The organism is Streptococcus sanguinis (genome assembly GCF_050222175.1).
In the GTDB taxonomy this organism is placed as follows: domain Bacteria; phylum Bacillota; class Bacilli; order Lactobacillales; family Streptococcaceae; genus Streptococcus; species Streptococcus sanguinis_M.
Genome location: NZ_CP071420.1, coordinates 211,656 through 231,612 on the forward strand (window position 1 = coordinate 211,656; position 19,957 = coordinate 231,612).

Consider the following 19,957-nt stretch of genomic DNA (forward strand, 5'->3'; position numbering starts at 1 on the left):
GCATTGAAATTGGCTCCTTTTTTATGTTAAAATAGAGAAACGATTTTAATTAGTTAGGACAATGTTATGATTCTTTCCATTATTTCTCAGGGACTAGTTTGGGCCGTTTTAGGTCTAGGTATTTTTATGACCTTTCGGATTCTGGGCTTTCCTGATATGACGACAGAAGGCTCCTTCCCCTTGGGCGGGGCAGTGGCTGTTACCTTGATTACCAAGGGAGTCAATCCTTTTCTGGCAACAGCAGCAGCCGTTTTAGCTGGCTGTGCAGCGGGTGCAGTGACAGGTCTGCTTTATACCAAGGGGAAAATTCCGACTCTGCTTTCTGGGATTTTGGTCATGACCTCCTGCCACTCTATCATGCTGATGTTAATGGGTCGTGCCAATCTAGGGCTTTTAGGCAGCAGTAAGATTCAAGATGTTCTACCATTTTCAGGGGAAGTCAATGACCTCTTGACTGGTTTAATTTTTGTCAGCTTAGTGATTGTGGCCCTGCTCTTTTTCTTGGATACCAAGCTAGGGCAGGCTTATATCGCGACCGGAGATAATCCGGATATGGCTCGCAGTTTTGGTATCAATACTGGCCGTATGGAGTTGATGGGATTGATTCTGTCAAATGGCTTGATTGCTCTGGCTGGGGCGCTGATTGCCCAGCAGGAAGGCTATGCGGATGTGTCCCGTGGGATTGGAGTAATCGTTGTCGGTCTGGCCAGTCTTATCATTGGCGAGGTGCTCTTCCAGAGTCTGACCTTGGCAGAGCGTCTGATTACCATTGTGGTTGGTGCGATTGCCTATCAGTTCTTGATCTGGGGCGTTATTGCTCTCGGCTTCAATACCAACTATCTCCGTCTCTACAGTGCGGTGATTCTGGCCGTCTGTCTCATGATTCCAACCCTGAAAAATAAATTCTTTAAAGGAGCCAAGTTAAGCAAATGACAGCGATTGTAGAATTAAGAAATGCAACCAAGCTTGTAAAGAGCGGCTTTGATGAAGAAAAAATCATCCTAAATGATGTTTCTTTAGACATTCACGAGCATGATTTTATTACGATTTTAGGTGGAAACGGTGCAGGAAAGTCAACCCTGTTCAATGTCATTGCCGGCACTCTCCCTTTAACCAGCGGCAGCATTCATATCTTGGGGGAAAATGTCACTCATTTTTCACCAGAAAAGCGGGCCAAGTACCTGTCTCGTGTCTTTCAGGATCCTAAGATGGGAACAGCTCCGCGGATGACAGTGGCGGAAAATCTTCTTATCGCCAAATTCCGAGGCGAAAAGCGTGGCTTGGTGCCCCGTGGACTCAACAGTTACAGGGAAGAATTTCAGGCGACGATTGAGAAAATCGGCAATGGCCTGGACAAGCATCTGGATACACCGATTGAATTTCTTTCTGGCGGGCAAAGACAGGCTTTGAGTCTGCTCATGGCAACGCTCAAGCGCCCAGAGCTTTTGCTTCTGGATGAGCATACTGCAGCACTGGATCCCAAGACCAGTGTAGCCTTGATGGAGTTGACCAATGAATTTGTCAATCGTGACCGCCTCACAGCTCTCATGATTACTCATCACATGGAGGATGCCCTCAAATACGGCAACCGACTAATTGTCATGAAAGACGGGCAGATTATTCAGGACTTAAACAAAAACGAGAAAGCCAAGATGACCATCGCGGATTATTATGGCTTGTTTGAATAGGCTTTCTCAGAGTTTTGTAAAAACAAGAAAAAGAATATGTACTAAATAATGTACTGCTCCCACAAAGTTAGACAATTAATGATCAAAAGAATTTAGTTCTCTGTTAAATAGGACTTTGTTCTTTTTCTTCAAATTGCCCTAATAGATGAATAAAAACCGCTAGATTGCGGTTTTTTTGTTATCAAAATAGTCTAAATCACTCATCTAAGCGAATAAACATCATTGCGTTAAGTAAGGAGATGAGTGCGACCGTATTAATATTATTGGAATAGATCAGTCTCTTGTTCTCAATGGGTGGAATAATAAAATTAGAAATGATGATATCGTAAGGTGATTCTTTTAAAGAATCAATTGATAATTCTAATTTATTCCAAACTTCAAGTTCAAAATTATTACTGCAATAATAAGAAAGGGTCTCTGCTACTGATCTTGCATGATACTGATCAAAATTACTCATGACTAGAACCTTTAATTTAGGCTGATTTTGTAAAAGATTCAGCACTAAATGTTTGCTGTGAGTGATAAGAGTATAGGATAGATGGTTGACTTTCATTGGTGTGCTATGGATATCCAAAGTCTCTAGATAATGTTCAATCCCTTTTTTAATATCTGAAACAAATTGAGGGAAAATATTTTGAAAGTTCTTGATTGTATTCCCTTTTTGATCAAACAGAATAAATTCTGTAGATAGTTCCTGACGGTGCAGATGTGCTGTATTATGCAAATGCCAAATAAGATTGTCATTATTGTCTATTTTTAGATTATATTTGCTTTCTATCTGATCAATTAAATCACTTAATAATTGATACGAATTTTTTACATAGCTGTCTGTTTTTGCGCAGCTCATAAATAGATTTTCATCAATGAAAAACATTTTTTGAAAATAGGAGACAAATAGTTGGCCTATCACTTCTTTATTCAAAGAGATATGATATTCAGAATCAAAGCTCGCTACAATGTCTTCGATTCCTTCTGCCTGCATGAAAGATTCTAACAATTGATTGTTAAAAGAATCTTTCTCAACTTCCAAGAAATGACCAAACTTTATTCGATATAAATTTGTAACTAGGAGCAATTTTAACATTCTTTGAGTTGCGAAATTGACAGGAAATGCAGTTTCTTTATAGACCAGTGCTAACAGCTTACACAAAGGTTCTACTGAAAAATCTGTAAAGGGCCATTCAAGAAAATAATATTTTTCCGAAAAATATTGTGCAAAAAAATAACGGATATCAATCTCATCTCCAATAATCCGAGCAGGATTGAGACTAATTTTGAAATTATATTGTTTTTTTATAATTTTGTTAATATGACTGATTATACGATAGAGTGAGGAAGAGCTTATATAAAACTCTTTACAAAGACTCTCAGTTTCATATCCTTCGTTAAAGAAGATGAATTCTAAAATTGAAAAATGGGTTGAATGTTTAAAAAAATGGTGATAGACCATCTCAATATCACTATCATCGGTATTAATGATACGTATACCATTAGTGGACGAGTGAAAAATCAATTGAGGAAACGCAGACTTGACATGGGATAAATCATCTTTTACTGAACGTTCTGTACAATTCAATAGTTCAGCCAGTTCAGAAATATGAAACCAGCGTTTGTTTTTAAATAGTAGTTCTAATAGTTCTAATTGTCTGTGGCTCTTTTTAGATAGTAATTCTCGCATTAAAATATTATCTTTCTTTATATAGTGTTTTTATTATCAGGCAATTATACCATATTTTATGCGTTTAACCTCATTTAACAACTCAAAAATATATCTAAAAATGCTGCTAAAAGCCTATAGAACAAGGAATTCTTATTTTTGCGTATCTATAGTACAGATAAACGGAAAGAAAACCAAGTTGAATTATTATGTTTCCAAGTTGGAAAATTATATAATTATGTTAATCAAAAAATAATAGTAAAAAATATTATTAAACAATTTTGATTTAGAAAAAATTAGAAAGGAGAATCAATATGCTTTGGTCTATTATTGTTGGAGGTCTTATTGGTCTTATTGCTGGATCAATCACTAAAAAAGGCGGCTCAATGGGTGTTATTGCAAACGTTGTTGCAGGTTTAGTTGGTTCTGCTGTCGGTCAGTCACTTTTAGGAACTTGGGGTCCTAGTTTGGCTGGTATGGCCTTGCTTCCTTCTATCATTGGTGCAGTTATTGTAGTAGCTGTTGTATCATTTTTTGTAGGTAAAAAGGCATAAATTGTCTTTTTACGTTCAAAATACAATTTAAAATTTAATGATGTGAGGATTCAATATGTCAAAATCAAGAAAAATACTTTCCCTTATTTTCTGTATTTTAATCTTGACAATTTTGATTCCTGTTTTGCTAGACTTTCATAAAGTCAGCGGTCTGGGGCTCCAGTTATTTAGCTGGAAGTTATTCACTTGGAAGCAGATTCCTTTTGTGGGCTACTATCTTTCTAGGTATGTTTTCTGGGGCACTGTGGTTTTAGCAAGCTTAATCTTACTACTGATGTTAGTGATAGCTTTTTATCCTAAGAGACGTTTGGAAATTCAGCTAGCTGATGCGGATGGGAAACTGATGCTGAAAAATTCAGCAATTGAAGGGTTTGTTCGTAGTCTGTTAACAGAACACGGTTTAATTAAAGATCCTACAGTTTCAGTAAATAGCCGTAAAAACAAATGCATGGTTTCCGTTAAAGGCGCAATCGTTCCTTCGGAAAACATCATCAAGAGAAGTCAGTTGATTCAAGAAGAAATTGCGTCTGGATTGACAGAATTCTTCGGAATCAATCATAATGTCAAGCTTAAAATCTCTGTCTCAGACTTCAAGCCAAAAGAAGCGGCTAAAAAAACTACTAGTCGTGTAAAGTAAGGAAGTAAAAAATGGAATGGTTTAAAAAATATCAATATCCAATCTTGTCTGGATTAGCAGGCATTATTCTAGCGTGTTTTATCCTATCCTTTGGCTTCTTTAAGACTCTATTTGTCTTGATTTGCGCTACTCTAGGGGCAGGAATTGGATATTATATTCAAAACAAAAATATATTTAAATAAGAATAAAGGAGTTTAACATGTCAAATAAAGATGTTAAAGATGTTGCTAAAAAAGAAGTTGCTCAAGCAGCTCATGAAGTAAAAGGTGAATTGACTTACGATGATAAGGTCATTCAAAAAATTATCGGTCTCTCTTTAGAGAAAGTTTCAGGTTTGCTGGCTGTTGACGGTGGCTTCTTCTCTAACATAAAAGATAAATTGGTCAACTCTGACAATGTCACTCATGGTGTCAATGTTGAAGTTGGTAAAGAACAAGTAGCTGTTGACTTGAATGTGGTTGCAGAATATCAAAAGAATGTTCCTACTTTATACAAAGAAATCAAGAAAGTCGTTGCAGAAGAAGTTTCTAAGATGACTGATTTGGAAGTTGTTGAAGTAAATGTCAATGTTGTTGATATTAAAACAAAAGAACAACACGAAGCGGATTCAGTAAGCCTTCAAGACCGAGTGACAGATGTTGCTGAATCAACAGGTGAATTTGCTTCAGAGCAATTCGAAAAAGCAAAATCTGGCATTAGCGGTGGTTTCTCAGCTGTTCAAGAAAAAGTTGGCGATGGTGTAGAGGCTGTTAAAGACGCTGCATCAAATGAAAAAGCTCGCGTTCGTTAATTCTCTAGCTGAGATTAGGAATTCTTATATTCTTTCATTGCTTTAAAAATTGAAACTAATAACGGAGGTATCAATTATGTCTACAGAAGAAAAATTCAACCAAGCTAAAGGTTCTGTTAAAGAAGGCCTAGGCAAATTAACTGGTGATAAAAAAACAGAAAAAGAAGGAGCTGCTGAAAAAGTAGTTTCTAAAGTTAAAGAAGTTGCAGTAGATGCCAAAGATGCTGTTGAAGGCGCAATCGAAGGCGTTAAAAATATGGTTAAAAAAGACGAAAAATAAAACCAATAGTTGATTTTCCTTATAAAAAGTCTTTGTTAACTATAGTAACTAAAAAGAGAGAACATTTAAGCTTGTTCTCTCTTTTTTGTATATTTGGCTAGGAAAATTGTTCCTATTCCTTGTTTTTAGTTGGAGTTTCTTTCTTCTCTTTCTCCTTATCAATTTTTTGAAGTTCATGGTCATTTTTATATTGAATAATATACTCGACGATGTCTTTTTCGGTCAATCGATCATTGGATAATTGTGAAATTTGAATTGAAATATTTTTCAAACCATAATCGTTTTGTTTACTAAGAATTTCTTTCAATTCCTCATCTGAAAGATAGTTTCCTGAAATAGTTAACTTTAAAGTATTATCTTCCTTATCATAGTTCTTTTTTAGAATCGTGTTCTCTTTAAATTGATCAGATAAGAATTTATTTATAGATTCATTGATTAAGGTCTCTCTCACTAAGGTAGTCGCTGAAACCAAACTTGGAATAATAAGAATAAGCGAAACTAGAATTAATATTTTTCGCATTTTATAGGCTTCTTGATTGTGTTTAATGTAATGATTTTTCACCATAGTTAAGCTCGTCCCTATGTATGTAGCAAGCATAATAAAACTACAGTTAATGAAAAATAAGTAGGATGCTCCTAACATAAACTCAAAGTTTCCCGTTGCTATAGCATAGCCGACAGTACATACTGGGGGCATAAGAGCTGTTGCGATAGCTACTCCAGGTACAATGTTATTTGCTTCTTTTTTACGTGCTCCAATAACTCCAGCTACCCCACCCACAAAAGCTATAACTACATCCCAAATTGTTGGTGAAGTTCTGGCAATAATTTCTGAACTTGCATAAGAAATTGGAGAAATAAAAAAATAAACCGTAGATGCTAAGAGGCTTAACAAAACTTGAATAGAAAGAATTTTAAACGACTTTCTGAGCAGTTTCATATCTAGTATTGCTAATGAAAAACCAATTCCAATAATAGGTGTCATTAATGGAGAAATCAACATTGCCCCAATGATAACTGGAGTGGAATCCATGTTTAAGCCAATAGATGCAATCAACATTGCACATAACAAGGTAGCTAAATCGCTTCTTGATAAATCTAAATCATCGTAGAGCCTATCTCTAAATTCAGCTAAAGAATAAAGTTTATCCTCTTTTAAAATTTTTCTCATAATAGTATTCCCCTTATTAAAGTCCTCTAAATTATAAATTCATGCAAAGCAATGAATGAAATAAGTAATATTCCAAATAAAATACCGGAAGAGGTATATAACCGTTATTTATTTTAACATAAAAATATTACGATTAGAATCTAATTTCTGAGAAGAGGTTTCTTAACATTCTTGCTGGATTAAAAAAGCAACATATACTGAATTATTAACCAAATAACAAAACAGCATTAGTTTGTCACGGCCTTTTTTCTTTGTGTAAGTACTTTTTCGAAAATCTTAAAATATTTTTGTATTTTTAGTGTGTAAACGCTTGCAAAAATCTAAATAGAGTACTATAATAGAGTTAAGGAAATAGAAAGAAAGGAAGCCAAATTCATTCGCTTTTAAGTTTACTTTGTTGGTATAGTTGTTTGTAATACATAAGTAGTTGCTTTACTTGACATATTGGTTGAATTGTCAGACAGGCCTGCTTAGCTTGCCTGATTATAACGATAGTATAGAAAGTAGAAGCTTTTAGATGGTTTTCAAACTTCGAGAATTCAATCAATAGTGCTTTATTATGTTATAGAGATTTCCAATGCTAAGATAAAAAGAAAATCATTAGCGGTTGAAGGAATTAAAAGTTTATAAAAAATAATAAAAACAATAAATAGAAAATTGTTATTCAGTTACACCTTGGATGAACTGATTGCTCTCATACCAGCGAAGTAAACCAGACCTCTAGCCGAGTAAAGCTAGAGGTCGTTTTTTTGCTACGATTGGCATGCCGTGTATCTGGGGTGAGAGCCCTCTGGGGCCTGTTTTCTTGTACTTTGCAAGTATAAGATACCGTTGACGGGAAAGGGTTTTCATTGTATATTTATATTAGGGATGATGATTGGAAAACAATTAGCAGTTAGGAGGGTATGATTATGCCGATTATAAGAAAAGTTCAAGTGTATCTTTTGCTTCTGTTTTTCTCTTTGAACAGTGTCTTGCCAAGTCAGATTGTCTTTGCGGAATAGTGGCAGAATGGTGTCTAAAGATTTGATTGACAAATACCGCTGGATTTCGCTGATTCAGTACAATGGCATGCGGGTCAGCAAACGGATGCTCCGATACTATGGTGTTGACTGGTGATAAGCAATTTGCAAGACCAAGTGAGCCAATAAAAGGTGAGAAACCCGAATATCATACAGCTTGATATTCGGGTTTTTGGAAAGGTAAAGAGAAAATGAAGCTGAAAAAAGAAAAATGTCGGCACCAGCTGTTTGACTATGAGACCGACTATGTCATCTGCCCGGCCTGCGGTGAGCCTATTGCGGAGAATATACCGAATAATCCCAATTTCAAGCTGCAGATGATTCGGAGGAGTCGGAAGTATAAAATATTTTTAAGGTGGAAAAAAGGTTATTTCTTTTTCTTGTTTTTAATATTATTTTTAATGTTATTCATTATCTTCAATTATCAATTCTTGGATAGTTTAGTGATTAAAAGCTACGGGATTACAGGTATTGATTCTTTTGAGCCTATTCTCAAATGGAGCTTCTATCCCTTCAAAGATGTTGTAGAGACAGCGGCCGTCCTCACTTTTATTCTTGCAGGACCTCAGCTTGATAGACGAGAATGGCTGAGACGCTGGCATCTTCAAAAGCATGCACATTACTATTTGGCATCATATCTGTATCCAGTAATCAGAGTAGCAAATTATATTCTGTTAATTTATCTAGGCAGTGAATTTTGGAGTAAGCTTATTTATTTAGAAGAGATGGACTTGTTGAATTATCACTTAGGTGGTCAGGAACTGATTTACGCTAGCGCGGTCTATGCTAAGGAAAATCTTCGCGGCCTCTACATTGTGCTGGGCCTTAATTTTCTTGCAGACTGCTGGCTCTTTTTCTACCAGCGCTTGGCTATATGGGTGAATCGTTTTTAGGATTTATGAAAGAGTATGAATATGAAAAAAGAAAAATGCCGCCACCAACTGTTTGACTATGAATCCGACTATGTCATTTGTACGGCCTGCCTCTTTCTGCCTCTGATCTTTCCTTGCCATATCGGTCTTTGGGTAGCAGTGATTGGAATTTTGACGACCTAAATCCTGCCCGGCTTTCTCAGTAATCCCAATCACAGTTTTGTCTCGGTTGATCTCAGCCCTATCGATTTTCCTCATTTGATTGAGCGGCTGTTTCTTTTGGACATTATCACTTTTGGGTAGAAGTTGATTGGGCTTTCCGAGCATTTCGGTAATGAAAATTTCTCCCCCCTGTCTGTCCTTCTGCCCTACACTACTTGTAATAAGCTAGAACGTAGATTTTCAATGAGGTTTCTGCTTATAGAGGTAGCGCTTCCGATTCTAAGCTTGATAGCTAGCCTGCTGTTCTTTTCTGCTCATGCTCTGGCAACGGTCGGGCTGGCTTTCTTGGTTACAGCTGCGATAATGGTTTATTTTGTCCGTTTTAATCTGACTGGCAAAGCCTAACCCTAAAAAGGGACAGTTTGCGGCTGTTTCTTTTTTTGCTGTCGGTGTGTTTTTCGTGGTTAGAAAAATAGCTCCATTCTAAGTGACAATGGAAAAACAATTTTTCTTTGTTTTGAAAAAAGCTGAAAAAATGCTATAATAGGTTAGATATGCGAACCTTAGGTTTGCAAGACTGTAATTCGACTTGGCTAGCCAAGGACCGTTAGTAATAAAATAAAGAATCTTTGATAAAAGTGAGGTTCTGAAAATTGAATAGGAGAAAAAATGAGCAAGAGCAATATTAAACTGATTGCTTTGGGCGGCGTACGTGAAAATGGTAAAAACCTCTACGTTGCCGAAGTGGATGATTCCATTTTTGTATTGGATGTTGGGCTGAAGTACCCAGAAAATGAGCAGTTGGGTGTGGATTATGTCGTTCCCAACATGGACTATTTGTTTGAAAACAAGGAGCGGATTGCGGGTGTCTTTCTGACGCACGGGCACGCAGATGCGATTGGTGCTCTGCCTAATCTTTTAGCAGATGCGAAGGTGCCGGTTTTCGGATCAGAGTTGACGATTGAGCTGGCTAAGCTTTTTGTTAAAAATAACGATGCAGTTAAGAAGTTCAATGATTTCCATGTGATTGATGAAAATACTGAGATTGAATTTGGCAAAACAGTGGTTTCCTTCTTCCGGACGACCCACTCGATTCCTGAGAGTTTGGGAATTGTCATCAAGACCAGAAAAGGCAGCATCGTTTATACAGGTGACTTCAAGTTTGACCAGTCTGCAAGCCCCTCCTACGCGACAGACTTTGGCCGTTTAGCTGAAATTGGTCGCGAAGGTGTTCTGGCCTTGCTCAGTGATTCAGCCAATGCGGACAGTAGCGTTCAAGTGGCGAGTGAGAGCGAGGTTGGCAAGGAAATCGAAGATACGATTGCTGACTGGGATGGCCGTGTGATTGTGGCGGCGGTTGCTAGCAATTTGTCTCGTATCCAGCAGGTCTTTGATGCAGCTGCTGAGACTGGCCGCCGAGTGGTTTTGACAGGCTTTGATATTGAAAACATCGTTCGTACGGCTATCCGTCTCAAGAAGCTGTCCTTGGTGGACGAACGCCTTTTGATCAAGCCTAAGGAAATGTCTAAGTTTGAAGACCATGAGCTGATTATCTTGGAGACTGGCCGGATGGGTGAGCCTATCAATGGTTTGCGTAAGATGTCGATCGGCCGCCACCGCTATGTGGAAATCAAGGAAGGCGATTTGATTTACATCGTAACGACGCCGTCTATTGCCAAGGAAGCGGTCGTGGCTCGCGTGGAAAATATGATTTATCAAGCGGGTGGCATTGTCAAGCTGATTACCCAAAACCTGCGGGTTTCGGGTCACGCAAATGCGCGTGATTTGCAGCTCATGATTAACCTGCTGCAGCCTAAGTACCTTTTCCCTATTCAGGGTGAGTACCGCGGATTGGATGCTCATGCTAAGGCTGCCATGGAAGTTGGCATGCTGCCGGAAAATATCTTTATTCCTAAGCGTGGCAGTATCATGGAATACGACCATGGTGATTTTGTGCCGGCTGGTGCAGTATCAGCTGGAGATGTCATGATTGACGGAAATGCCATTGGTGATGTAGGCAATATCGTCCTGCGCGACCGCAAGGTCTTGTCTGAAGATGGTATTTTCATCGTGGCACTCACAGTTAACCGTAAGGAAAAGAAAATCATTTCCAAGGCTAAAGTGCACACCCGTGGATTTGTCTATGTCAAGAAGAGCAGAGATATTTTGCGTGAAAGCTCTGACATTATCAATAAAACCGTGGAAGACTATCTGGCGCAGGATAGCTTTGACTGGGGTGAGCTGAAGGGTGCTGTCCGTGACAGTCTGGCCAAATATCTCTTTGACCAAACCAAGCGTCGCCCAGCTATTTTGCCGGTCGTTATGGAAGTGCGGTAAAAATCTCAACACAAATACAAGAAAAGTCGGGCTTCGGCTTTTTCTTGTCAGAAAGATAGAAGGAGAAATGCGAATGGCAGTGATGAAAATAGAGTATTATTCTGAAGCTTTGGAGATGGAATGGGGCGTTAATGTCCTCTATCCGGATGCAGCTCGCGTAGACAATCCGGATGATAAGGACATTCCTGTTTTGTATCTGCTTCATGGTATGAACGGGAATCACAATAGCTGGCTCAAGCGCTCGAATATTGAGCGTCTGGTTCGCTCGACCAACTTGATTGTTGTCATGCCTAATACCAGCAACGGCTGGTACACCGATACTCAGTACGGTTTTAACTATTACGAAGCCATTGCTGAGGAGCTGCCTCGGGTGCTCAAGCGCTTTTTCCCAAATATGTCGGATAAGCGGGAGAAGAATTTTATCGCTGGTCTTTCCATGGGTGGATACGGAGCCTTTAAGCTGGCTCTCAAGTCTAACCGTTTTTCATGTGCAGCAAGTCTTTCTGGTGCTTTGAGTTTTCTTGATGCTCGTCCAGATAATGCTGAGATGGCAACGCCAGCCTATTGGCGAGGAGTTTTTGGAGACTATAAAGACTGGACCAGCAGCCCTCATTCGCTGGAGAGCATAGCCAAGCAATCTGATAAAAAGACTAAGCTTTGGGCTTGGTGTGGTGAAGAAGACTTTCTCTACAAGGCTAATCAGGAGACGGTGAAAAACCTGCAAGACTTAGGCTTGGATATTACTTACAGCCACAGTCCAGGTAAGCATGAGTGGTATTACTGGGAAAAGCAGTTGGAGAATGTGCTGGCCTGGCTTCCTATTGACTTCCAGCTGGAAGAGCGCCTGTCGTAAAAATAGACTGTAATGTCGTATTATGCCTTCAGAGTATGATATAATGATTACGTTTGAAAATCGGAGTGGGAATAATTCCCCGAAACACAAATAGGAGAATGGAACTTTGACAAAAGCGATTCGAGTGCGTTATGCACCAAGTCCGACTGGACTTTTACACATCGGAAATGCGCGGACTGCGCTCTTTAACTACCTCTATGCTCGTCATCATGGTGGGACCTTCATTATCCGTATTGAGGATACAGACCGCAAGCGCCATGTAGAAGACGGAGAACGCTCACAGCTTGAAAACTTACGCTGGCTGGGTATTGACTGGGATGAAAGTCCTGAGACTCACGAAAACTACCGCCAGTCTGAGCGCTTGGATATTTACCAAAAATACGTCAATGAACTCTTGGACAAGGGCTTGGCTTACAAGTCCTATGTGACTGAGGAAGAATTAGCGGCTGAACGCGAACGTCAGGAAGCAGCTGGTGAAACACCGCGTTATATCAATGAGTTTCTAGGCATGTCAGAGGACGAGAAGGCAGCCTATATCGCTAAGCGCGAAGCAGCGGGCATCATTCCGACGGTTCGTCTGGCTGTCAATGAAGCTGGTGTCTACAAGTGGACGGACATGGTCAAGGGTGACATTGAGTTTGAAGGCGGCAATATCGGTGGCGACTGGGTTATCCAGAAGAAAGACGGTTACCCAACTTACAACTTTGCTGTGGTTATTGATGACCATCTGATGGAAATTTCACACGTTATTCGGGGAGATGACCACATTGCTAATACACCTAAGCAACTCATGGTTTATGAAGCTCTGGGCTGGGAAGCTCCAGAATTTGGGCACATGACCCTGATTATCAACTCTGAAACAGGCAAGAAACTGTCCAAGCGCGATACCAATACCTTGCAGTTTATTGAGGATTATCGCAAGAAAGGCTACCTGCCAGAAGCAGTCTTTAACTTTATTGCACTGCTGGGCTGGAATCCTGGTGGCGAGCATGAGATTTTCTCTCGCCAAGAGTTGATTGAGCTCTTTGATGAAAAACGTCTCAGCAAGTCCCCAGCTGCCTTTGACCAGAAGAAACTGGACTGGATGAACAACGAATACATCAAGAATGCAGATTTTGACACAATCTTCGCTCTGGCTAAGCCGTACTTGGAAGAAGCGGGCCGTTTGACAGATAAGGCAGAAAAGCTTGTGGAGCTCTACAAACCACAAATGAAGTCTGTAGACGAAATCGTGCCGCTGACAGACCTCTTCTTTGCGGACTTCCCAGAGTTGACAGATGCGGAGCGTGAGGTCATGGCTGGTGAAACGGTACCGACCGTGTTGACAGCTTTCAAAGAAAAGCTAGAAGCCATGTCTGACGCAGATTTTGTGACGGAGAATATCTTCCCGCAAATCAAAGCTGTCCAAAAAGAGACAGGAATCAAGGGCAAAAACCTCTTTATGCCGATTCGGATTGCCGTTTCGGGTGAAATGCATGGACCAGAGCTGCCAGATACCATTTATCTATTAGGCCGCGAAAAATCTATCCAGCATATCGAAAACATGCTGAATCAAATTCAATAAGATAAACCAGCTTTCAAGCTGGTTTTTACTTTGCAAATTTTTGTTTTTATGTCACAATTGTAATAAGAAAATACCTTAAGGAGAGAAAATGAAAAAATGGATCATCATCTTGATTGGAGGAATGGTAGCCTTACTCGTACTAGTAACCTGTAACCAAAAGAAAGAGCAGACGAATCCTGCTTCCAACAATTCTAAAGTAAGTTCGAATAGTTCTGCATCTTCTAAAAAGTCTGAAAGAGGGGCCAGTTCGAGCGAACTTTCTGGCGACGCAGATAGTCAAGCAGCTTCTGATGCTGGCTCTCAGAAGAATTCAGAAACTGAAGCTGAAAAATCTGACAAGGAAACTAGTAAAGGAAAGAAAGAGACGGCATCAACTTCTAGTTTGGATATGAAGGCTATTGATTCTTGAGATTTTTCCAGCATGATTGGTACTTGGCAGGATGCCAAAGGGAACAGTTATACATTTGATGCATCAGGTATTGAGTCAGATGTTGCCAAGCTTGAGACAGGAGATTACTCTGGGCCAGATGAAAATGGGATTTACCGAGCAGGGATTCGTTGGAAAAACCAAACCGGTGCTGCCTTTCTTATAATCCCAGCAGGAAAGAGTCTGCCAGCTGGGGAGACTGTCAATGGGACGGATCCGACTGATACCAGTCAAGATCGCTTTATCATTACTCAAAGCGTTTCCGAACATCCCGATGTTTTTTACCGTGTAAAATAAGGAGTCTTGACAGACTCTTTTTTTTCTTATTTTGAGTCCAGTATATAATATATTGATTTTGAATAAAAATTGATAAAACGCTTTTATTTTAATAAATATTAAATTTCCTCTTGACATTCGCATTTTCATACAGTAGAATGTTTAAAAATAAAATGTAGAAGGATAGAGGTAATCGCATGGTTAAAGAGAAAGTCATTTTAGCATATTCCGGCGGCTTGGACACTTCGGTGGCCATTACTTGGCTGAACAAGGATTATGATGTGATCGCAGTCTGTATGGACGTAGGTGAAGGAAATGATTTGGATTTCATTCATGATAAGGCGCTGAAAGTTGGCGCTATCGAATCACATGTTATTGATGTTAAAGACGAGTTTGCGGAAGACTACGTCTTGGTTGCTCTGCAAGGACACACCTTCTACGAACGAAAATATCCTCTAGTGTCCGCTCTGAGTCGACCTTTGATTTCTAAGAAATTGGTTGAAATTGCTCACAAGACGGGGGCGACAACCATTGCCCATGGCTGTACGGGAAAAGGAAACGATCAGGTACGTTTTGAAGTGGCTATCGCCTCCTTGGATCCCAGCTTCAAGGTGATTGCTCCGGTTCGGGAGTGGAAATGGTCTCGGGAAGAAGAGATTAATTACGCTAAAGCTAATGGTGTGCCAATTCCAGCAGATCTGGACAGCCCCTACTCAGTTGACCAAAACCTTTGGGGGCGGGCCAATGAGTGCGGAGTATTAGAAAATCCTTGGAATGAAGCACCTGAAGACGCCTATGATTTGACAGTTGCACCAGAAGCAGCGCCAGACAGCCCAGTCTATGTAAATATTGACTTTGAGGCGGGTGTGCCAGTTGCTTTAGATGGCAAAAAGATGAAGCTTGCGGACTTAATCCTTGAGCTAAATGACTTGGCAGGACAACACGGTGTTGGGCGGATTGATCATGTGGAAAACCGTCTGGTGGGGATTAAGTCCCGGGAAATCTATGAATGCCCTGGGGCGGTGACTCTCTTAGCTGCCCACAAGGAAATCGAGGATCTGACTCTAGTCAGAGAACTGGCTCATTTTAAGCCGATTATCGAAAATGAGCTATCCAATCTCATCTACAATGGCCTCTGGTTTAATCCAGCGACAGAAGCCCTGATTGCCTACCTTAAGTCCACCCAGCAGGTGGTCAATGGTACAGCTAAGGTGAAGCTTTATAAGGGCTCTGCGACAGTCGTAGCGCGTAAGTCTGACAATTCTCTCTACGAGGAAAGTCTGGCTACCTATACCAGTGCAGATACCTTTGACCAGGATGCCGCGATTGGCTTTATCAAGCTATGGGGGCTTCCATCTAAGGTTCACGCAGAGGTTCAGGCTCACAAGGACGAATAGAAAGGGGCTTTCCTATGGCGAATCATAAACTGTGGGGCGGACGTTTTGAAGCCTCTCTGGAGGGATGGGTAGAAGAGTTTGGCGCTAGCATTGGCTTTGACTATCGTCTGGCTCCTTATGATCTGCAGGGCAGCCTAGCCCATGTCAAAATGCTGGGGCAGACAGGAATCATTGCTCCAGAGGAAGCGGCTGCTATTCAGGCAGGATTGGAAAAGCTGCTGGCACGTTATGAGGCTGGAGAGATTGAGTTTGATGTGCGTAATGAAGATATTCATATGAATATGGAGGCTCTTCTGACCGAGGAGATTGGGCCAGTAGCTGGTAAGCTCCATACGGCTCGCTCTCGTAATGACCAGGTGGCGACAGATATGCACCTTTATCTCAAAGATCAGCTCGGTCAGATTGCGGATAAACTCTTGAATCTGCGTCAGGTGCTGCTGGACTTGGCTGAGGAGCATGTAGAGACTATCATGCCAGGCTATACCCATCTGCAGCATGCCCAGCCGATTAGCTTTGCCCATCATCTACTGGCCTATTATCAGATGTTCAGCCGGGATAGTCAGCGCCTTGCCTTTAATCTGGAGCATACGGATTTGTCTCCTTTGGGGGCAGCGGCTCTGGCGGGGACAACGTTTCCGATTGATCGAGAGCTGACGGCTGATTTATTGGGCTTCAAAGGTATTTACCACAATTCCTTGGATGCGGTAAGTGATCGAGACTTTATCTTGGAATTTCTATCTAACAGCAGCATTCTCATCATGCATCTGTCTCGTCTCTGCGAGGAGCTGATTAACTGGTGCAGCTATGAATATGGCTTTGTCAGCTTATCAGATACCTTTAGTACTGGATCATCCATTATGCCGCAAAAGAAAAATCCGGACATGGCGGAGCTGATTCGGGGCAAGAGTGGTCGGGTCTATGGTCATCTCTTCAGCCTTCTGACGGTTATGAAATCCCTGCCCTTGGCCTATAATAAGGACCTGCAGGAAGACAAGGAAGGCATGTTTGATACAGTAGATACCATCCAAAAATCGCTGGATATTATGGCGGGTATGCTGTCTAGTATGACAGTAAACAAAGAAAAAATGCTGGTTTCAACCCAGCAAGACTTCTCTAATGCGACAGAATTGGCTGATTATCTGGCCAAGAAAGGACTGCCTTTCCGGGAAGCACATGAGATTGTCGGAAAGTTGGTGCTGGAATGCAGCAAGTCGGGCTATTATCTACAGGATATCCCGCTGAGCCGCTATCAGGAAGTGTCGTCGCTGATTGAGGAAGATATTTATCAAGCGCTTGAGTCACAGACCGCTGTACAAAAGCGGGATTCCCTTGGCGGAACTGGATTTTCGCAGATCCGTCAGGAGTTGGAAAGAGCGAAGAAACAGCTGGAAAAGGAATAAGATATAGGGAACATCGCAAGGAATTGCGGTGTTTTTTAAGTGAATCGACCTTTTAAATATTTGCAAAAACAGCGTCATAGCAGGACTTATTGGCATTTTCGAAAAATATGGTATAATAGATATAATTTTGGTGGATGGAGTTGAGTTTTGAGAAAAAACTATCGCGTCAAGAGCGAAAAAGATTTTAATGCGATTTTTAAAAGCGGACAGAGTTTTGCTAATCGAAAATTTGTCGTTTACATGTTAGAAAAAGAGCAAAAGCATTTTCGGGTAGGAATTTCGGTCAGTAAAAAGCTGGGGAATGCAGTAGTTCGGAATCGTATTAAAAGAAAAATCCGCCATGTCTTGATGCAGCATCAGAAACAGTTAGTCCAGGCGGACTTCGTAGTTATCGCTCGCAAAGGAGTGGAAGAGTTGGACTACCACCAAGTTGAACAAAATTTATTGCATGTGTTAAAAATTGCTAAACTTTATCAGGAAGGATTCATTTGTGAAACAGAAAAGTAAATTAGGGATTTTGCTGGTTGCCTCGCTGCTCTTTCTCACAGCCTGCGGAACCAGTCAAGTAACGGCCGATTCACATGGCTTTTGGGAGAAGCTGGTCTATTTCTTTGCGGACACCATTCGTTTTCTATCCTTTGGTGGAAGCAAGGGGATTGGGATTATTCTCTTTACCTTGATTATCCGGACGGTTCTCCTGCCGGTCTTCCAATTTCAGACGACTTCTTCGCGTAAGCTGCAGGAAGTACAGCCGCATATCAAGCGCCTGCAGGAAAAGTATCCTGGTAAGGATATGGAGAGCAGAACAGCCTTGGCTGAGGAAACTCAAAAGCTCTACAAAGAAAAGGGTGTCAATCCTTATGCCTCATTCATTCCGCTCTTTATCCAGATGCCAGTGCTCTTGGCTCTGTTTCAAGCCCTGACTCGGGTTGATTTTATGAAGACAGGTCACTTCCTCTGGCTCAATCTAGGAGCAACAGATCCTACCTTTATTCTTCCGTTGTTGGCGGCTCTCTTCACTTTCCTCAGTACGTGGCTTTCAAACAAGGCCTTGCCTGAGAGAAATGGCGGGATGACAGTCATGATGTACCTGTTGCCAGTTGCGATTTTCTTTTTTGCCTTCTATGCAGCGAGTGGGGTAGCCCTCTACTGGGCGGTCTCAAATGCTTATCAGGTGGTTCAGACCTTGCTGCTGAGCAATCCTTTTAAAATCATCGCCGAGCGGGAAGCTAAGGAACGATCAGAGCGTCAATTGGAACAGAAAAAGAAACGTGCCCTGAAAAAAGCACAGAAAAAGAAAAAGTAAGTAAGAAGGAGGACTCTTGCAATGGTTATTTTTACAGGAGCAAGTGTTGAAGAAGCCATTCAAAATGGTTTGAAAACGTTAGATATTCCACGGATGAGAGCGCATATCACTGTTATTTCACGTGAGAAAAAAGGCTTTTTAGGCTTATTTGGCAAGAAGCCAGCTCAGGTGGATGTAGAGCCGATTGCTGAGACGACAGTTGTCAAGGCCAATCAAAAGGCTGTAAAAGGTGTTCCCGAAGAGATTAATGCTCAGAATGAGCCTGTGCAGTCTGTCAGTGAAGCAACGGTTGATTTGGGCCGTGTGGTAGCTGCCATCAAGAAGGTCGAAGGAGAAGGTGAAGTTATCTCAGATGAGGTCAAGGCTGAAATTCTCAAAAATGACAAGCAAGCCAATACGATTTTAGAAGAGACTGGCACTATTGATCTTCTCAAGACCAATCAAGCTATTGATGAGGCAGTTGCTCAAGCAGAAGCGGACGATAGCAAGGTTATCTCTTTTGAACAAGCGGCTAAAGACAAGGCTGAGCCGACAGAAACAGAAGAAAGCTCTTTTGCTGATTTAGGCATCCAAGTCGAAGCAGACTACGATATTGAAGAAGTGGTTGACAACGTAACGAACTATGTTCAGAAAATTGTTGATGAGATGGATGTTGAAGCGGGCATTTCCAGCAGCCACAACCGCCGTACCATTAACATGCAGATTGATACCAATGAACCGGGGCGCGTGATTGGCTACCATGGAAAAGTCTTGAAAGCTCTGCAGCTATTGGCGCAAAACTATCTTTATAACCAATATTCTAAGAGCTTCTATATTTCCATTAATGTCAATGACTATGTTGAGCATCGAGCAGAAGTGTTGCAAAGCTATGCGCAGAAACTGGCTCAGCGGGCTTTGGAAGACCGACGCGGTCAGCACACAGACCCTATGTCTAACAGCGAGCGCAAAATTATCCACCGCATCATCTCTCGCATCGATGGCGTGACTAGCTATTCCGAAGGCGACGAGCCAAACCGCTATGTCGTTGTGGATATTGACAGCGAATAAAAAGAAAGCCAGCAGAGATGCTGGTTTTTGTATATGATAAATTGTAAAATATAGTGCAACAAAAAACCCATAGGTTCTCAAATCGTGTAAACTGTAAGTAACCACACAAACAGACACAAGGAGATCCTATGGGCTACTTACATATTACCATAATTGATCGGCTAAAGATAGAAGCATATCTTGAAGCAGGTTTTAATCTGTCCTATATTGCAACTAAGTTAGGTTTTCACCGTTCATCAATTAGCCGAGAAATCAAACGGTGTCCAAATAAATATTCTGCCGAAGAAGCACAAAGGCAATATGAGGAATTATCTAGACTTAAGGGAAGGAAAACTGCATGTACTTCACAGATGAAGAAAGATATAGAACGTCATTTAAAAGCATCTTGGTCACCCGAGCAGATTCATGGGCGTTATCAGTACGAAAATAAGCCAATCGTATCGTTTAAAACGATATATAATGGCCAACTCGAAGTTAGTGTAGAGACGTTAAGACGAAAAGGTATTTTTTATTTTAG

Annotated in this window: 19 protein-coding genes and 2 pseudogenes; 19 read left to right on the plus strand and 2 right to left on the minus strand. The window is 40.9% G+C overall.

Going from position 1 to position 19,957, the window contains the following annotated elements; genetic code table 11:
* Positions 1-66: 66 nt before the first annotated feature.
* Positions 67-933 carry an ABC transporter permease gene (locus J1C91_RS01135; RefSeq protein WP_002908605.1) on the plus strand — a complete coding sequence of 289 codons (867 nt, stop codon included), beginning with the start codon at positions 67-69 and terminating at the stop codon, positions 931-933.
* Positions 930-1,688 carry an ABC transporter ATP-binding protein gene (locus J1C91_RS01140; protein ID WP_002893934.1) on the plus strand — a complete coding sequence of 253 codons (759 nt, stop codon included), beginning with the start codon at positions 930-932 and terminating at the stop codon, positions 1,686-1,688. The genes J1C91_RS01135 and J1C91_RS01140 overlap by 4 nt, the downstream gene beginning before the upstream one ends.
* Before the next feature lie 196 nt (positions 1,689-1,884).
* Here the strand turns inward: J1C91_RS01140 and J1C91_RS01145 are convergent, their stop codons facing one another.
* Positions 1,885-3,366 carry a M protein trans-acting positive regulator PRD domain-containing protein gene (locus J1C91_RS01145; protein WP_125438874.1) on the minus strand — a complete coding sequence of 494 codons (1,482 nt, stop codon included), beginning with the start codon at positions 3,364-3,366 and terminating at the stop codon, positions 1,885-1,887.
* Between the two features lie 293 nt (positions 3,367-3,659).
* Here J1C91_RS01145 and J1C91_RS01150 point away from each other — a divergent pair, with 293 nt between their 5' ends.
* From J1C91_RS01150 to J1C91_RS01170, 5 genes are all read left to right on the plus strand, one after another.
* Entirely contained in the window at positions 3,660-3,899 is a 240-nt protein-coding gene (locus J1C91_RS01150; RefSeq protein WP_002893931.1) for a GlsB/YeaQ/YmgE family stress response membrane protein, read from the plus strand.
* A gap of 55 nt (positions 3,900-3,954) precedes the next feature.
* Complete coding sequence (gene amaP / locus J1C91_RS01155) at positions 3,955-4,536, plus strand: alkaline shock response membrane anchor protein AmaP (RefSeq protein WP_002893930.1); 582 nt, start codon at positions 3,955-3,957, stop codon at positions 4,534-4,536.
* 11 nt (positions 4,537-4,547) lie between these two features.
* On the plus strand, positions 4,548-4,718 hold the full coding sequence (locus J1C91_RS01160; protein ID WP_002899156.1) for a DUF2273 domain-containing protein: 171 nt from the start codon (positions 4,548-4,550) through the stop codon (positions 4,716-4,718).
* Between the two features lie 17 nt (positions 4,719-4,735).
* The gene (locus J1C91_RS01165) at positions 4,736-5,326 is read left to right on the plus strand and encodes an Asp23/Gls24 family envelope stress response protein (protein WP_002908608.1); all 591 of its coding nucleotides are present in this window, start codon (positions 4,736-4,738) and stop codon (positions 5,324-5,326) included.
* 76 nt (positions 5,327-5,402) lie between these two features.
* Positions 5,403-5,606 (plus strand): CsbD family protein, encoded by a 204-nt coding sequence (locus tag J1C91_RS01170; RefSeq protein ID WP_002908609.1) that lies wholly within the window; start codon positions 5,403-5,405, stop codon positions 5,604-5,606.
* A gap of 112 nt (positions 5,607-5,718) precedes the next feature.
* Here J1C91_RS01170 and J1C91_RS01175 read toward each other — a convergent pair whose 3' ends face one another.
* Positions 5,719-6,777, minus strand: a complete 1,059-nt coding sequence (locus J1C91_RS01175; RefSeq protein ID WP_002908611.1) for a TIGR00341 family protein — start codon at positions 6,775-6,777, stop codon at positions 5,719-5,721.
* A 1,213-nt stretch (positions 6,778-7,990) separates the two neighbouring features.
* On the opposite strand from J1C91_RS01175, the gene J1C91_RS01180 reads away from it, so the two are divergent.
* From J1C91_RS01180 to J1C91_RS01235, 12 genes and pseudogenes are all read left to right on the plus strand, one after another.
* Entirely contained in the window at positions 7,991-8,692 is a 702-nt protein-coding gene (locus tag J1C91_RS01180) for a hypothetical protein (protein WP_002908613.1), read from the plus strand.
* Between the two features lie 21 nt (positions 8,693-8,713).
* Complete coding sequence (locus tag J1C91_RS01185; protein WP_172633372.1) at positions 8,714-8,854, plus strand: hypothetical protein; 141 nt, start codon at positions 8,714-8,716, stop codon at positions 8,852-8,854.
* A gap of 648 nt (positions 8,855-9,502) precedes the next feature.
* Positions 9,503-11,170, plus strand: coding sequence for a ribonuclease J (locus tag J1C91_RS01190; RefSeq protein ID WP_002908617.1), 1,668 nt, complete (start codon positions 9,503-9,505; stop codon positions 11,168-11,170).
* A gap of 73 nt (positions 11,171-11,243) precedes the next feature.
* Positions 11,244-12,023, plus strand: a complete 780-nt coding sequence (locus J1C91_RS01195) for an alpha/beta hydrolase (RefSeq protein ID WP_002908619.1) — start codon at positions 11,244-11,246, stop codon at positions 12,021-12,023.
* Positions 12,024-12,129: 106 nt separating this feature from the next.
* Positions 12,130-13,587 carry a glutamate--tRNA ligase gene (gene gltX, locus J1C91_RS01200; protein ID WP_002908621.1) on the plus strand — a complete coding sequence of 486 codons (1,458 nt, stop codon included), beginning with the start codon at positions 12,130-12,132 and terminating at the stop codon, positions 13,585-13,587.
* A gap of 88 nt (positions 13,588-13,675) precedes the next feature.
* Positions 13,676-14,311 (plus strand): annotated as a pseudogene (locus J1C91_RS01205) (DUF6287 domain-containing protein).
* 176 nt (positions 14,312-14,487) lie between these two features.
* The gene (locus J1C91_RS01210; protein WP_002908627.1) at positions 14,488-15,687 is read left to right on the plus strand and encodes an argininosuccinate synthase; all 1,200 of its coding nucleotides are present in this window, start codon (positions 14,488-14,490) and stop codon (positions 15,685-15,687) included.
* Between the two features lie 14 nt (positions 15,688-15,701).
* Complete coding sequence (argH, locus tag J1C91_RS01215) at positions 15,702-17,087, plus strand: argininosuccinate lyase (protein ID WP_002908629.1); 1,386 nt, start codon at positions 15,702-15,704, stop codon at positions 17,085-17,087.
* A 147-nt stretch (positions 17,088-17,234) separates the two neighbouring features.
* Positions 17,235-17,594: a ribonuclease P protein component gene (rnpA, locus tag J1C91_RS01220; RefSeq protein WP_002907899.1), complete on the plus strand. Its 360-nt coding sequence runs from the start codon at positions 17,235-17,237 to the stop codon at positions 17,592-17,594.
* The gene (locus J1C91_RS01225) at positions 17,578-18,393 is read left to right on the plus strand and encodes a membrane protein insertase YidC (RefSeq protein ID WP_002926201.1); all 816 of its coding nucleotides are present in this window, start codon (positions 17,578-17,580) and stop codon (positions 18,391-18,393) included. The genes rnpA and J1C91_RS01225 overlap by 17 nt, the downstream gene beginning before the upstream one ends.
* Before the next feature lie 21 nt (positions 18,394-18,414).
* Positions 18,415-19,440 (plus strand): RNA-binding cell elongation regulator Jag/EloR, encoded by a 1,026-nt coding sequence (gene jag, locus J1C91_RS01230; protein WP_002908633.1) that lies wholly within the window; start codon positions 18,415-18,417, stop codon positions 19,438-19,440.
* Between the two features lie 128 nt (positions 19,441-19,568).
* Positions 19,569-19,943, plus strand: a pseudogene (locus tag J1C91_RS01235) (transposase); the annotation flags it as partial.
* Positions 19,944-19,957: the final 14 nt, after the last annotated feature.

What these genes read in the sequence shown, in the direction of transcription:
- J1C91_RS01185 (WP_172633372.1), top strand. Translation starts at nt 8,714, where the DNA reads ATGAAAAAAGAAAAATGCCGCCACCAACTGTTTGACTATGAATCCGAC.
- jag (WP_002908633.1), top strand. Translation starts at nt 18,415, where the DNA reads ATGGTTATTTTTACAGGAGCAAGTGTTGAAGAAGCCATTCAAAATGGT.
- J1C91_RS01150 (WP_002893931.1), top strand. Translation starts at nt 3,660, where the DNA reads ATGCTTTGGTCTATTATTGTTGGAGGTCTTATTGGTCTTATTGCTGGA.
- amaP (WP_002893930.1), top strand. Translation starts at nt 3,955, where the DNA reads ATGTCAAAATCAAGAAAAATACTTTCCCTTATTTTCTGTATTTTAATC.
- J1C91_RS01180 (WP_002908613.1), top strand. Translation starts at nt 7,991, where the DNA reads ATGAAGCTGAAAAAAGAAAAATGTCGGCACCAGCTGTTTGACTATGAG.
- J1C91_RS01145 (WP_125438874.1), bottom strand. Translation starts at nt 3,366, where the DNA reads ATGCGAGAATTACTATCTAAAAAGAGCCACAGACAATTAGAACTATTA.
- J1C91_RS01195 (WP_002908619.1), top strand. Translation starts at nt 11,244, where the DNA reads ATGGCAGTGATGAAAATAGAGTATTATTCTGAAGCTTTGGAGATGGAA.
- J1C91_RS01170 (WP_002908609.1), top strand. Translation starts at nt 5,403, where the DNA reads ATGTCTACAGAAGAAAAATTCAACCAAGCTAAAGGTTCTGTTAAAGAA.
- J1C91_RS01210 (WP_002908627.1), top strand. Translation starts at nt 14,488, where the DNA reads ATGGTTAAAGAGAAAGTCATTTTAGCATATTCCGGCGGCTTGGACACT.
- J1C91_RS01190 (WP_002908617.1), top strand. Translation starts at nt 9,503, where the DNA reads ATGAGCAAGAGCAATATTAAACTGATTGCTTTGGGCGGCGTACGTGAA.
- J1C91_RS01140 (WP_002893934.1), top strand. Translation starts at nt 930, where the DNA reads ATGACAGCGATTGTAGAATTAAGAAATGCAACCAAGCTTGTAAAGAGC.
- J1C91_RS01135 (WP_002908605.1), top strand. Translation starts at nt 67, where the DNA reads ATGATTCTTTCCATTATTTCTCAGGGACTAGTTTGGGCCGTTTTAGGT.
- J1C91_RS01175 (WP_002908611.1), bottom strand. Translation starts at nt 6,777, where the DNA reads ATGAGAAAAATTTTAAAAGAGGATAAACTTTATTCTTTAGCTGAATTT.
- J1C91_RS01165 (WP_002908608.1), top strand. Translation starts at nt 4,736, where the DNA reads ATGTCAAATAAAGATGTTAAAGATGTTGCTAAAAAAGAAGTTGCTCAA.
- argH (WP_002908629.1), top strand. Translation starts at nt 15,702, where the DNA reads ATGGCGAATCATAAACTGTGGGGCGGACGTTTTGAAGCCTCTCTGGAG.
- J1C91_RS01160 (WP_002899156.1), top strand. Translation starts at nt 4,548, where the DNA reads ATGGAATGGTTTAAAAAATATCAATATCCAATCTTGTCTGGATTAGCA.